Here is an 11,953-nt window from a genome sequence, read left to right on the forward strand (position 1 = left end):
CGCCCTACGGATGATCGTCAGGACATCGCCTGGTCCAGCAGGCCGTGCAGGGCGGTGATGACCTCGCGGCCGGTGGGATCGGTGAAGTCGCGCACCAGGTCGGTGGCGAAGCTCGCCACCGACGTCACGGTGCCGCCCGCCGCCCGGATCCGGTCGAAGGCCGCGTTCTCGGTGCGCTCCGACATGCCGCCGCTCGCGTCGACCAGGACGGTCACCGCGTAGCCGTCGGCCAGGGCGTCGAGCGCGGTGTGCAGGACCACGATCTCCGAGGTCACGCCGCAGAGGACCAGCGTGGTGCAAGCGTTGGCGGCGACCTCCCGGCGCCAGGGCGCGTCGTCCCAGCAGCACGGGCCGCTGCGCACGAACGGTGTCGCGGCGGGGAGTTCGGCGATGACGCCGGGGCCGCCGGGCCGGGGTGCGGCCGACACGGTGAACGGGATGTCCAGTGTCCGGGCGAGCCGGCCCAGCACTCCGGCGGAGCGCCTGATGGTGTCCGGGTCGTTCGTGCGGCTCAGGGCCACGATGCTGTCCTGCAGGTCGGCGAAGACGAGTTGTACGGTGCGGGGATCGAGCACTGTTCTGACTCCAAATCATTCAGGGCTAGAACGATTTGGCGAAGGTAGCATGCTTCTCGTGAACGACGTCAAGTGGGTCGAGACACTCAGCTTCCGGTTCGGCGTCCTGGGCGCGCTGGTCGCCGACCGGCACGCGGCGGCCCTGATCGCCCACGGTCTGAAGCCCAAGCACGTCGCCCTGCTGAGCGTCCTCGACGCGGGGCTGGGCGCCTCGCAGTTGGAGATCGCCAAGGTGATGCGGGTGGCGCCCAGCCTGGTGGTGTCCCTCGCCGACCACCTGGAGTCCGCGGGCGCGATCGAGCGGCTCCGCGATCCGGCCGACCGCCGCCGCCAGCTGCTGCACCTCACCGCCCGGGGCCGCGACCTGCTCGCCCGGTGCACGGCCCAGGCGGTCGCGCTCGACGCGGAACTCACCGCCGGCCTCACCCCCGCCGAGCGGGACGCCCTCGGTGCGGCGTTCGACCGCCTCGCGGCCTCGCACGGCCTCCCGGCGCGCGGGCGGCCGGACCCGGGAGCGGACCCCGGAGGGCCCACTCTCGGAGGCAACTCCTAGTTTTACCAGGGGAGTTGACGCACCTGGCGGCCCCGCGTCGGCGGGCCCGGGCGGGATCAGTCGCCGAGCTGCGCGCGGATGCGGCGGGAGGGGCTGAAGGCGTACAGGTCGAGGACCGCGGGCATGTCGGCGAGGCCGGGGCCGCCCGCCTCGATCCAGGCGGTGATGTCGGCGGAGGCGTCCAGGTCGTTGACCAGGCCGAGCCACACCGGCCGGCCGCCCGCCTTCCGGCCCGCCGCGGAGGGCTGGACGACGATCACGTTGCCGTGCTCGCAGGCGTCGAGGCAGGGGACGGGGCGGACGGTCGCGGTCGCGGCGAGGGCGGTGCGCAGGCCGGTGAGCTGGGCGGCGTGGTCGAGGCGGGGGATCTTCGGGGTGCCGCAGCAGCAGCCCCGGCAGACGGTGACGGTGCAGCGGGCCGCCGCCCCCGCCGCGGGGGCGGCGGCCTTCTCGCGGGCGCGGCGGCTCACCGGCGGCCCTCGGCGGCGGCGCGCTTCCAGGCGGCGTCGCGCAGCAGGCGCAGGCCGTTGAGGCCGACGATGACGGTGGAGCCCTCGTGGCCGAGCACGCCCAGCGGCAGCGGCAGGGTGGCGACCAGGTCCCACACCACCAGGGCGGTGATGAACACCGAGGCGATGACCAGGTTCTGCACCACCAGGGAGCGGGCCCGCCGGGAGAGGGCGACGACGGCGGGGACGGTGGCGAGTTCGTCGCGGACGATCACCGCGTCCGCCGTCTCCAGGGCGAGGTCGGACCCGGCCCGGCCCATGGCGACGCCGGTGTGCGCGGCGGCCAGGGCGGGCGCGTCGTTGACGCCGTCGCCGACCACCAGGACCTTGCGCCCGGCGCCCTCCTGCTCGCGGACGGCGGCGACCTTGTCCTGCGGCAGCAGCCCCGCCCGGACGTCCGTGATGCCGACCTCGGCGGCCAGGCGGGCGGCGGCGCGCGGGTTGTCGCCGGTGAGCAGCACCGGGGCGGTGCCGGTCAGGGCGGTGAGCGCGGTGACGGTGGCGGCGGCGTCCGGGCGCAGCCGATCGGCGATGCCGAGCACGCCGACCGGCACGCCGTCCGCCTCGACGAGGACGGCAGTGCGGCCGGACCGCTCCAGCTCGGCGGCCACCGCGGCGGCCCGGGCGGTCACGGGGACGGCGGTCCGTGCGTCGGCCGGAGGGGCGGTGGGGTCGGCGGTGCCGAGGGGGCGGGTGGTGCCGAGTGGGCGGGCGGGGGTGCCGGGGGTGGAGGTGAGGGCCGGGGCCGGGGTCGGGGCGGGGGCGGCGGTGGCGGTGGCGCGGGCCGGGACGGTGGTTGGATCGGCGGCCGGGTCGGCGGTGCCGAGTGGGCGGGCGGTGCCGAGCCGGTGGGCGGGGGCGCCGACGGCGACGGTGCGGCCCGCGACGGTGGCGGTGACGCCGACGCCGGGGGTGGAGGCGAAGTCCGCGGCCGGGGCGAGGTCGAGGCCGCGGGCCCGGGCGGCGTCGACGACGGCGCGGGCCAGCGGGTGCTCGCTGGGGTGCTCGGCGGAGGCCGCCAGCGCCAGCAGCCCGTCCTCGTCCGGTCCGGCGCCGGCCAGCGGGCGGACGTCGGTGACGCGCGGGGTGCCCTCGGTGAGGGTGCCGGTCTTGTCGAGCGCGACGGCGTCGACCTGGCCCAGGCGCTCCATCACCACCGCGGACTTCACCAGCACGCCGTGCCGCCCGGCGTTGGCGATCGCGGACAGCAGCGGCGGCATGGTCGCCAGGACGACGGCGCACGGCGAGGCCACGATCATGAACGTCATCGCGCGCAGCAGCGAGTCGGTGAACGCCGCGCCGACCAGCAGCGGGACCGCGAAGACCGCGAGCGTCGCGGCCACCATGCCCAGCGAGTAGCGCTGTTCGACCTTCTCGATGAACAGCTGGGTGGGCGCCTTGGTCTCCGACGCCTCCTCGACCAGCTGCACGATCCGGGCGATCACCGAGTCCGAGGCGTCCCGCTCGACCTTCACCCGCAGCGCGCCGGTGCCGTTCAGCGTCCCGGCGAACACCTCGTCACCGGTCCGCTTGGCGACCGGCAGCGGCTCGCCGGTGATGCTCGCCTGGTCGACCTCGCTCACCCCGTCCAGCACCCGGCCGTCCGCGCCGATCCGCTCGCCCGGCCGCACCAGGACCACGTCGCCGACCGCCAGCTCCCCGGTCGGCACGCGCTCCTCGGTGCCGTCGTCCGGCAGCCGGGTCGCCACGGCGGGCGCCAGGTCGAGCAGGCCGCGCACCGAGTCCGCGGTGCGGGCGGTGGCGAGCGCCTCCAGCGCGCCGGAGGTGGCGAAGATGACGATCAGCAGCGCGCCGTCCATCACCTGGCCGACCGCCGCCGCGCCCAGCGCCGCGACGATCATCAGCAGGTCGACGTCGAGGGTCTTCTCGCGCAGCGCCTGCAGCCCGGCCCGGCCGGGCTCCCAGCCGCCGGCCGCGTAGGCGAGCGCGTACAGCGGGCCCCACGACCAGGCCGGGGCGCCGGCCAGTTGCAGCGGCAGCGCCGTCAGGAACAGCACCAGCGCGGCGGCGGCCCAGCGGGCCTCCGGCAGGGCGAGCACCCGGGTGCGCCGCCGGGGCGCGGCGGCGGCCGCCGCGGGCGCCTCGGCGGGGCGGGCGAGCAGGGTGGAGGAAGGCATGGCGGACGGGACCCTTCGCGCAGGCCGCGGGGCAGTGGGGGCGGACCCTGCCGACGATACAGGAACACATGAACACCCATTCATCCGTCGTCTGTACTATTGCCGCATGGGTCACGGAGCCACCCCCGCCAAGAACGCCGTCCCGCGCATCAGCCTGGACGCGGACAACGCCGCCCGGGTGGCCACCACCCTCCAGGCCCTCGCCACCCCGTCCCGGCTGCTGATCCTCGCCCGCCTGCGCGAAGGCCCCTGCGCCGCCACCGAACTCGCCCACGAGGTCGGCATGGAGCAGTCCGCCTGCTCCCACCAGCTCCGCCTGCTGCGCAACCTCGGCCTCGTCGTCGGGCAGCGGCAGGGCCGCTCCGTCGTCTACGCCCTGTACGACAACCACGTCGCCGAACTCCTCGACCAGGCCGTCTACCACACCGAGCACCTCCGGCTCGGCCTCAGCGACGCCGCGGACGGCGACGGCGACGGCGGCGGGGACGGGGACAGCGACGGCGACGGCGGCAGTGGGGCGGACGGCGGCGGGGCCGACCGTCCCGCCGCCCGGTAGCGGCCGGTCGACCACCCCGGCAGCCCGGGCGTTCAGCCGCGCGCCGACACCTTCCGCACCCCGTAGGCGGCGGCGCCCAGCGCGAGCACGGCCGCGCCCCACAGCACCGAGGCGGCGGGCAGGGCGAAGGCCAGCACGGCGCACCCGGCGGCGCCGAGGACGGGCACGATCCGGGGCGGGCGGCCCTCGGCGGGGGTGAGGGTCCAGGCGGCGGCGTTGGCGACGGCGTAGTAGGCGAGGACGCCGAAGGACGAGAAGCCGATCGCCCCGCGCACGTCCGCCGTGGCCGCCAGCACGGCGACGACGGCGCCGACGGCGAGCTCGGCCCGGTGCGGGACGCCGAAGCGCGGGTGGACGGCGGCCAGGACGTGCGGCAGGTGGCGGTCGCGGGCCATCGCCAGGGTGGTGCGCGAGACGCCGAGGATCAGCGCGAGCAGCGAGCCGAGCGCCGCGACCGCCGCGCCGACCCGCACCACCGGGGCCAGGCCCGGCACCCCGGCGGCGCGCACGGCGTCGGCCAACGGCGCCGCGCTGCGGGCGAGTTGGTCGGGACCGAGGACCGCGAGGACGGCGAGCGCGACGGCGGCGTAGACGACCAGGGTGATGCCGAGCGCGGTCGGGATCGCACGGGGGATGGTGCGCTGCGGGTCGCGGACCTCCTCGCCGAGGGTGGCGATCCGCGCGTACCCGGCGAAGGCGAAGAACAGGAACCCGGCGGCCTGGAGCACGCCGTGCCACCCGGCGCCGGTGCCGATCGCCCAGTGGCCGGTGTCGGCGGTCGGGCCGGTGAGGCAGGCGGTGACCACGGCGGCGAGCACCGCCAGGACCACGGCCACCACCGCCCGGGTCAGCCGGGCGGCCTTCTGCACCCCGACGTAGTTCACCGCGGTCAGCGCGACCACCGCGGCGACCGCGACGGCGTGGGCCCGGTCGGGCCGGACGTAGGAGCCCACGGTCAGCGCCATCGCCGCGCACGAGGCGGTCTTGCCGACCACGAAGCCCCAGCCCGCCAGGTAGCCCCAGAAGTCGCCGAGGCGCTCGCGGCCGTAGACGTAGGTGCCGCCGGACTGCGGGTAGCGGGCCGCGAGGCGGGCGGAGGAGGTGGCGTTGCAGTAGGCGACCACCGCGGCCAGCGCCAGACCGAGCAGCAGCCCCGACCCGCCGGCGGCCGCGGCGGGGGCGAGCGCGGCGAAGACGCCCGCGCCGATCATCGAGCCGAGCCCGATCACCACCGCGTCGAACACCCCCAGGTGCCGCTTCAGCTCCCCCGGCCCGGCCGCTGCCGCCGACGTCCCCATGTCCCGTCCTCCCGGTGACGTGCTCCGATACCGGCGCACGATATCCGAGCCCGGTGGCGGCCCGGTGAACACCGGGGGCCTACGAGGGGAGGAGCAGGGCCGGCGAGGGGAGGGGCGGGGCCGGTGACGGCGGGGGAGGGGTCAGGAGTGCAGGGCGGCGTCGGTGTTCTTCGCCCGCCGCTCGGGCGGCAGCGGCTGGGCGCCCGACCGCAGGACGGCCTCGGCGCGGGCCGCGTGGAACGCCTCGACCGGGTCGCCGCGGCCCGCCCACACCTGGGCGCCGCACCAGCGGCCGAGCAGCCGGAACTGCTCCAGCGCCTCCGCGTGCATCCCGGCCCCGCCCAGTCGGTGGGCCAGCAGGTGGCGCAGGCCCGGGACCCGCTCGTCCTCGGGCCGGGCGGCGGACAGGGCCCGGGCGGCGGCCGCCAGCCGGGCGTTCGCGGCGGGGCCGGTCGGGAGCCCGGCGCCGCGCTCCTCCAGTTCGGACAGCGCGTGCAGGTAGATGCCCGCGAGCAGGCTGTGCGGCGGGGCGCCGTCCATGGCCTGCTCGGCGAACCGCATCATCTTCCCGTTGGTGCCGTACCACTTGGCGCACCAGTACTGCATGCCCTGCCAGTGGCCCTCGTAGTGGTGCGGGGCGCGGGCCACCAGGCCCTCCCACAGCGGCCGGAAGCGGTCGGGCCGGTAGCGGGCGCCGCGCGCGGCCGTCACCAGCACCACCCACGGCGCCGGGTTCGCGGGGTCGAGCAGCGCGGCCCGGTGGGCGGCCTCGATCGCGGCGGGCAGCAGCGCGTGGAAGCGGGCCATGTTCTCGGCCGGCACCTCGTTCGCGTACCCGCGGCCCCGGATCGCCCAGGCCCGGTGGACCATCAGGTCGGCCTCCAGGGCGGCCGCGTCGCAGTCGTCCGGGTCGGCCTCCCGCCAGGCCGTCAGCCACCCGTCGTCCTGCCGGGCGATCGCGCGCAGCAGTTCGAAGCGCGACCAGCGCTCGTCCCAGTCGTGCCCGGCCGCGGCGACGTGCGTTGCGGCCGGGCGCCAGTCGCCCTGCCGGGCGGCGTCGGCGACGGCCTGGGACCGCCGGCGGTCCCGCTCCGGCGCGGGCGGACCCGGGCGCCGCGGGTCGAGCGCCTCGCGCGGTACCAGCCCGTACGCGGCGGCGTCGAAGGACACCGGCGCGCGGAACTCCGGCTTCTTCGCGGTGCGTCCGACCGGGGCGGTGGCGCGCTTGCTCCGCAGGTTACTTATCAGGACGGCGACCAGGATCGGGACCGCCAGGACCAGGAGATGTGTCACGGCCGGAGATCATCTCGACCGCCGCCCGGAATGGCAACGGGAAATCCGCCCCCGGCCGAACCCCGGCCGAACCCCGGGCGGCCCGGCGGCCGGGCCCGCCGTCGGGGCCGGAGACGCTGCCGGGGCCGGAGACGCTGCCGGGGCCGGAGACGCTGCCGGGGCGGGGGCGCTGCCGGGGCGTCACCCCGGAAGCGGCCCCGGGGCGGGGTCAGCGGCGGCGGATCCGGCGGATGACCAGCCACAGCAGGACGGCGCCCACCACGACGACCAGGAGCACCACCAGCAGGGCGCCGATCAGGCCGCCCTTGGACTTCTTCTTTTTCTTCGCCTTGCTCTTCGCCAACTGGGTGGTGGCCTGGGCCCGTTGGCCGGTCGGCGCCTGGGCCTGCGGGCCGCCCGCGGTCGGCGTGGTGGTGGCGGGCGCCTGCTGGACGGCCGCTGCCGGGGCGGTGCGGGGTGCGGCGGCGGCTGCCGGGCCGGCGGTCAGGGCGGTGCCGCCGACGGCCAGGGTCAGGGCGAGCAGTGCTCCTGCGAGTCGTGTTCTCATCCGGGTCACCTCGTTCTCGGCCGGGCCCCCGTGGCCGGCGTCGGCCCACTGTGGCAGGCGGCGGCGGGGCGGCGACAGGGGCGCGGGGGGTCCCGTTCCCGGACTGTGACGGTGTAACAGGCCCGGGGGCGTCCGGTGGCGGCCGGGAAGCGGAGGCAAAAGTTCCCCAGGCGAAGGGAAGTCGACCGACCAAGCGTCAGGGGGCCTGGGTAAAGGGCGGGTTCGGATCCGGGCCGACTCCTTGTTGGGCATGAGCATGCCCCCCTACCGTCGAACGCCAGTCCGGCCTTTCCCGGACCCCCGGCCGAACGGCGGCCCCGAACCCCCGCCGCAGAGCCCTGCCCAGCCGTGCCCGCGGACACCATCCGCTCGCGCGGCGCGGCATGCACCGCTTCCGGTCACCCCAGCCAAGGAGGCACCTCCGCATGCGCACCTCCCCCGCAGCCCGCCGCACGACCCTCGCCGTCGCGGGCACCGCCGCCCTGCTCCTCTCCGCCTTCACGGCCGCCGCCCCGGCGGGCGCGGCCACCGCCCCGCAGGCGGACGCCCGGGGCGGCACGTCCTGGGTCAGGGCGTGCGACACCCTCGCCCACGGCGACACCATGGCCTGCCACGCGCTGCGCGTGACCAGCACGGTGGAGGGGGTCCGGCAGCTCGGCGTCACCCCGAACGCCACCCCGTCCGGCTACGGGCCCGGCGACCTGCTGAGCGCCTACAAGCTGCCCGCCAACGGCGGCGCCGGGATGACCGTCGCCATCGTGGACGCCTACAACGACCCGAACGCCGAGTCGGACATGGCGGTCTACCGCGCCCAGTACGGGCTGCCCGCCTGCACCAAGGCCAGCGGCTGCTTCAAGCAGGTCAACCAGAGCGGCGGCAGCAGCCTCCCGGCGAACAACTCCGGCTGGGCCGGGGAGATCTCGCTCGACCTCGACATGGTCTCCGCGATCGCCCCGAACGCCCACATCGTCCTGGTCGAGGCGAGCAGCGCGACCATGGCCAACCTCGGCACCTCGGTGAACACCGCGGTCAGCCTGGGCGCCAAGTTCGTCTCCAACAGTTACGGCGGCGGCGAGTCCTCCGCCGACACCTCCTACGACTCCTCGTACTTCAACCACCCGGGCGTCGCCATCACCGTCTCCTCCGGCGACTCCGCGTACGGCGCCCAGTACCCGGCCGCCTCCAAGTACGTCACCTCGGTCGGCGGCACCGCGCTCAAGAAGGCCTCGAACACCCGCGGCTGGTCGGAGAGCGTCTGGCTGACCAACTCCACCGAGGGCACCGGCTCCGGCTGCTCCAAGTACGACGCGAAGCCGACCTGGCAGAAGGACACCGGCTGCAGCAAGCGCACCATCGCCGACGTCTCGGCCGTCGCCGACCCGGCCACCGGCGTCGCCGTCTACCAGACCTACGGCGGCAGCGGCTGGGCGGTCTACGGCGGCACCAGCGCCGCGGCCCCGATCATCGCCGGCGTCTACGCCCTGGGCGGCGCGCCGTCCAGCGGTTCCAGCCCGGCCTCCTTCCCCTACGCCCACACCTCCTCCCTCTTCGACGTGACCTCCGGGTCGAACGGCTCCTGCTCGCCGTCCTACCTGTGCACCGCCGGCACCGGCTACGACGGCCCGACCGGCCTCGGCACCCCCAACGGCACCACCGCGTTCAAGGGCTGACGCCCCGCCGGCCCCGTCCGCAGGCCGCCACCCCCGCCGAGGGGGTGGCGGCCCGGTGCGTTCAGGCGGCGGCGAGCAGGTCGCGGACGGTGCGCGGGGCGCGGGGGAGCAGGGCGGGCAGCAGCGGGTCGGTGCCGGCGAAGCGGCCCTGGGCGGCGGCCAGGTAGATGCCGAGGGTGAAGCGGGCCATGAACTCCGGTGTGCCCTGGGCGACTTGACCGGCGACCCAGTCCTCGGGGGCGACCGTGACGCAGCGGACGGGGCGGCCGGAGAGTTCGCCGGCGAGCTCGGCGACCTGCTGGAAGGTGGGGGCCTCGGGGGCGGTGAGGGTGACCGGGCCGTCGTGGGCGCCGGGGTCGGCGAGCACGGCGGCGGCGGCCTCGGCGGCGTCCGCGCGGGCGGTCCAGGAGACCGGGCCGTCGGCGGGGACGGTGATGGTGCCGGTCTCCCGCCAGGGTCCGAGGAGCCGGGCCAGGCTGTGGGCGTAGAAGCCGTTGCGCAGCGCGGTCCAGGGCACGCCGGAGCCGGCGAGCAGGAGTTCGGTCGCGGCGTGGTCGCGGGCGGGCTTGAACGCGCTGTCGGGGTGGGCGCCCTGGTGGCTGGTGTAGAGGATGCGGCCGACGCCGGCCGCCGCGGCGGCGTCGATCGCGGTGCGGTGCAGGGCGACGGCGTCCGCGCCCGGGTCGCTGGCGGAGACCAGCAGCAGCTGGTCGGCGCCCTCGAAGGCGCCGGGCAGGGAGGCCGGATCGGCGTAGTCGCCGCGGCGGACCTCGACGCCGAGGTCGGCGAACCGCCGGGCCCGGGCGGGCTCGCGGACGGCGACCGCGATCTCGTCGGCGGGGAGGCGTTCCAGCAGGTGGTCGACGGTGGCGCCGTTCAGCGCGCCGGTGGCCCCGGTGATGACGATCATGATCCACTCCTGTTGTTATCGGTGGTTCTGCTTTTACGTTAACACTGGAAATTCATCGATAACAAACATGAGATACCATCGGAAACGTGAACGATGCCGGTCCCCGCCCCCCGCAGACCTCGCGCGACGCCGTGCGCACCCGGCTGGTCGAGGTCGCCGCCCAACTCCTCGCCGCCGAGGGCCCCGACGCGGTCACCACCCGCTCGGTGGCGCTCGCCGCGGGCGTCCAGGCGCCCACCATCTACCGCCTCTTCGGCGACAAGGACGGCCTGCTGCAGGCCGTCGCCGAACACGGCTACGCCGTCTACACGGCGCGCAAGCCCCCGGTCGACGCGGACGAGGACCCGGTGCGCGGCCTGCGCGCCGGCTGGGACCTGCACATCGGCTTCGGACTGGTCAACCCGGCCCTGTTCCGGCTGATGCACACCACGGCGCCGGGCCCGGACGGGCGGTCCGCCGCCGACGCCGGGGTGCGGATACTGCGGCAGCGGGTCGCCCGGGTCGCCCGGGCCGGACGGCTGAAGGTCCCCGAGCGGCGCGCCGTCGACCTGATCCGGGCGGCCGGCACCGGCGTCGTCCTCACCCTGATCGACCAGCCCGAGGCGGACCGCGACACCACCCTGTCCGACCTGGCCTGGGAGGCCGTCCGGGCCGCCGTCCTGGCCGACCCCCAGGAACTCGCCCTCTCCGTCCCGGCCACCGCCGCGGTGACCCTGCGCGCCGCCCTGCCCGCGATCGAGGGGTTCACCCCGCACGAGAGCGCCCTGTTCGGCGACTGGCTGGAGCGCGTCGCCGGCACCTGAGCGCCGACGTCGGCGTCCCGGCGGGACGGGGCGATCCGTGCGGTCCCCGCGCCGGCACCCGCGGCGCGGGGGCCGGGTCCTGTCTTATTCCACGCCTTGTCGGAAGTGGGCGCCGCCTCTAGATTCGCGGTGCCCGCACCCGCGGTGACTGTCCGTCGGTCCGCCCGGCGCGGGCCCCGCACCCGATCCGACGGCCGATCAGGAGTCATCATGCGCAAGCCGAGTTCCCCGGCCCGGGCCCTGCTCGGGCTGGCCGCCGCGACGGCGCTCGTCGCGGCCCTCCCGACCCCGGCCGGGGCGAGCGTGCTGACCCGGCTGCCGCAGAACGCCCCGGGGCTGGACCAGACCTTCTCCCCGGCGTACGACTACGACAAGGACGGCTGCTACGCCACCGCCGCGATCGGCGCCGACGGCACGATCAACCCGGGGCTCAAGCTCGGCGGCGACGTCAACGGCCACTGCCACGACTACGCCCAGCTCGCCGACTCCAACACCTACTCGCGCACCAAGTGCAACAACGGCTGGTGCGCCCTGATGTACGCCAGCTACTTCGAGAAGGACCAGGCCACCCTCGGCCCGGCCGCGATCGGGCACCGGCACGACTGGGAGCACGTGCTGGTGTGGGTGCACGACGACCAGGTGCAGTACGTGTCGGTCTCCCAGCACAGCGGCTACCAGGTCGCCGCCCGGTCGGCGATCCGCTTCGACGGCACCCACCCGAAGATCGTCTACCACAAGGACGGCGTCTCCACCCACGACTTCCGGTTCGCCAACGCCAACGACGAACCGGCCGAGAACGCCACCGGCAACTGGTTCTACCCGCGCCTGGTCGGCTGGGACGGCTACCCCGCCGGCTACCGCGACAAGCTGCTGTCGGCGGACTTCGGCGCCGCCACCATCAAGATCGGCGACGGCGCCTTCGCGTACGCGCTGGCGCACGCGATGCCCGCGGGCATCCCGTTCGACCCCAACGCCTGACCCCGACGCCTGACCCCAACGCCTGACCCCGCGGCCGGGAGCACCGGAGCCGGGGGCGCCCGCGGGCACCCCCGGCCGTGCGGCGGGCGGCGGCCCCCGGCCGTGCGGTGGGGGCGGCCCCCG

At 76.1% G+C, this 11,953-nt stretch carries 12 protein-coding genes; 5 read left to right on the forward strand and 7 right to left on the reverse strand.

Translation table 11 applies throughout. The annotated features are described in order from the left end of the window. Positions 1-17: 17 nt before the first annotated feature. Positions 18-575 carry an isochorismatase family protein gene (locus EDD39_RS19240; RefSeq protein ID WP_123557657.1) on the reverse strand — a complete coding sequence of 186 codons (558 nt, stop codon included), beginning with the start codon at positions 573-575 and terminating at the stop codon, positions 18-20. A gap of 49 nt (positions 576-624) precedes the next feature. Here EDD39_RS19240 and EDD39_RS19245 point away from each other — a divergent pair, with 49 nt between their 5' ends. Continuing rightward, positions 625-1,128: a MarR family winged helix-turn-helix transcriptional regulator gene (locus tag EDD39_RS19245; protein WP_123557659.1), complete on the forward strand. Its 504-nt coding sequence runs from the start codon at positions 625-627 to the stop codon at positions 1,126-1,128. Positions 1,129-1,184: 56 nt separating this feature from the next. Here EDD39_RS19245 and EDD39_RS19250 read toward each other — a convergent pair whose 3' ends face one another. Continuing rightward, positions 1,185-1,598, reverse strand: a complete 414-nt coding sequence (locus tag EDD39_RS19250) for a (2Fe-2S) ferredoxin domain-containing protein (RefSeq protein ID WP_123557661.1) — start codon at positions 1,596-1,598, stop codon at positions 1,185-1,187. Then, positions 1,595-3,775, reverse strand: coding sequence for a heavy metal translocating P-type ATPase (locus tag EDD39_RS19255; protein WP_123557663.1), 2,181 nt, complete (start codon positions 3,773-3,775; stop codon positions 1,595-1,597). The genes EDD39_RS19250 and EDD39_RS19255 overlap by 4 nt, the downstream gene beginning before the upstream one ends. A 106-nt stretch (positions 3,776-3,881) precedes the next feature. Here EDD39_RS19255 and EDD39_RS19260 point away from each other — a divergent pair, with 106 nt between their 5' ends. Beyond that, positions 3,882-4,331: an ArsR/SmtB family transcription factor gene (locus tag EDD39_RS19260; protein WP_123557665.1), complete on the forward strand. Its 450-nt coding sequence runs from the start codon at positions 3,882-3,884 to the stop codon at positions 4,329-4,331. A 32-nt stretch (positions 4,332-4,363) separates the two neighbouring features. Here the strand turns inward: EDD39_RS19260 and EDD39_RS19265 are convergent, their stop codons facing one another. The 3 genes from EDD39_RS19265 to EDD39_RS19280 all read right to left on the reverse strand — a co-directional run bounded on the left by EDD39_RS19265 (position 4,364) and on the right by EDD39_RS19280 (position 7,469). Then, a complete protein-coding gene (locus tag EDD39_RS19265) occupies positions 4,364-5,629 on the reverse strand; it encodes an APC family permease (protein ID WP_123557667.1) in 1,266 nt (421 codons plus the stop codon). Positions 5,630-5,770: 141 nt separating this feature from the next. After that, complete coding sequence (locus EDD39_RS19270; RefSeq protein WP_123557669.1) at positions 5,771-6,922, reverse strand: hypothetical protein; 1,152 nt, start codon at positions 6,920-6,922, stop codon at positions 5,771-5,773. A 208-nt stretch (positions 6,923-7,130) separates the two neighbouring features. Beyond that, complete coding sequence (locus tag EDD39_RS19280; RefSeq protein ID WP_123557671.1) at positions 7,131-7,469, reverse strand: hypothetical protein; 339 nt, start codon at positions 7,467-7,469, stop codon at positions 7,131-7,133. Between the two features lie 425 nt (positions 7,470-7,894). Between EDD39_RS19280 and EDD39_RS19285 the strand changes: the two genes are divergently transcribed. Then, positions 7,895-9,139 (forward strand): S53 family peptidase, encoded by a 1,245-nt coding sequence (locus tag EDD39_RS19285; protein ID WP_123557673.1) that lies wholly within the window; start codon positions 7,895-7,897, stop codon positions 9,137-9,139. 61 nt (positions 9,140-9,200) lie between these two features. Here the strand turns inward: EDD39_RS19285 and EDD39_RS19290 are convergent, their stop codons facing one another. Continuing rightward, positions 9,201-10,049: an NmrA family NAD(P)-binding protein gene (locus tag EDD39_RS19290; protein ID WP_123557675.1), complete on the reverse strand. Its 849-nt coding sequence runs from the start codon at positions 10,047-10,049 to the stop codon at positions 9,201-9,203. A gap of 86 nt (positions 10,050-10,135) precedes the next feature. Between EDD39_RS19290 and EDD39_RS19295 the strand changes: the two genes are divergently transcribed. Together EDD39_RS19295 and EDD39_RS19300 are read left to right on the forward strand one after the other, a co-directional pair. Then, positions 10,136-10,852: a TetR/AcrR family transcriptional regulator gene (locus tag EDD39_RS19295; protein WP_123557677.1), complete on the forward strand. Its 717-nt coding sequence runs from the start codon at positions 10,136-10,138 to the stop codon at positions 10,850-10,852. A gap of 210 nt (positions 10,853-11,062) precedes the next feature. Then, on the forward strand, positions 11,063-11,830 hold the full coding sequence (locus EDD39_RS19300; protein ID WP_123557679.1) for an NPP1 family protein: 768 nt from the start codon (positions 11,063-11,065) through the stop codon (positions 11,828-11,830). The last annotated feature ends 123 nt before the right edge of the window (positions 11,831-11,953 follow it).

The sequence above is a fragment of the Kitasatospora cineracea genome (assembly GCF_003751605.1).
Lineage (GTDB): Bacteria > Actinomycetota > Actinomycetes > Streptomycetales > Streptomycetaceae > Kitasatospora > Kitasatospora cineracea.

Excerpts from the sequence above, each read along its gene's own strand:
- EDD39_RS19255 (WP_123557663.1), bottom strand. The coding sequence starts at position 3,775 with ATGCCTTCCTCCACCCTGCTCGCCCGCCCCGCCGAGGCGCCCGCGGCG.
- EDD39_RS19285 (WP_123557673.1), top strand. The coding sequence starts at position 7,895 with ATGCGCACCTCCCCCGCAGCCCGCCGCACGACCCTCGCCGTCGCGGGC.
- EDD39_RS19300 (WP_123557679.1), top strand. The coding sequence starts at position 11,063 with ATGCGCAAGCCGAGTTCCCCGGCCCGGGCCCTGCTCGGGCTGGCCGCC.
- EDD39_RS19265 (WP_123557667.1), bottom strand. The coding sequence starts at position 5,629 with ATGGGGACGTCGGCGGCAGCGGCCGGGCCGGGGGAGCTGAAGCGGCAC.
- EDD39_RS19245 (WP_123557659.1), top strand. The coding sequence starts at position 625 with ATGCTTCTCGTGAACGACGTCAAGTGGGTCGAGACACTCAGCTTCCGG.
- EDD39_RS19260 (WP_123557665.1), top strand. The coding sequence starts at position 3,882 with ATGGGTCACGGAGCCACCCCCGCCAAGAACGCCGTCCCGCGCATCAGC.
- EDD39_RS19280 (WP_123557671.1), bottom strand. The coding sequence starts at position 7,469 with ATGAGAACACGACTCGCAGGAGCACTGCTCGCCCTGACCCTGGCCGTC.
- EDD39_RS19290 (WP_123557675.1), bottom strand. The coding sequence starts at position 10,049 with ATGATCGTCATCACCGGGGCCACCGGCGCGCTGAACGGCGCCACCGTC.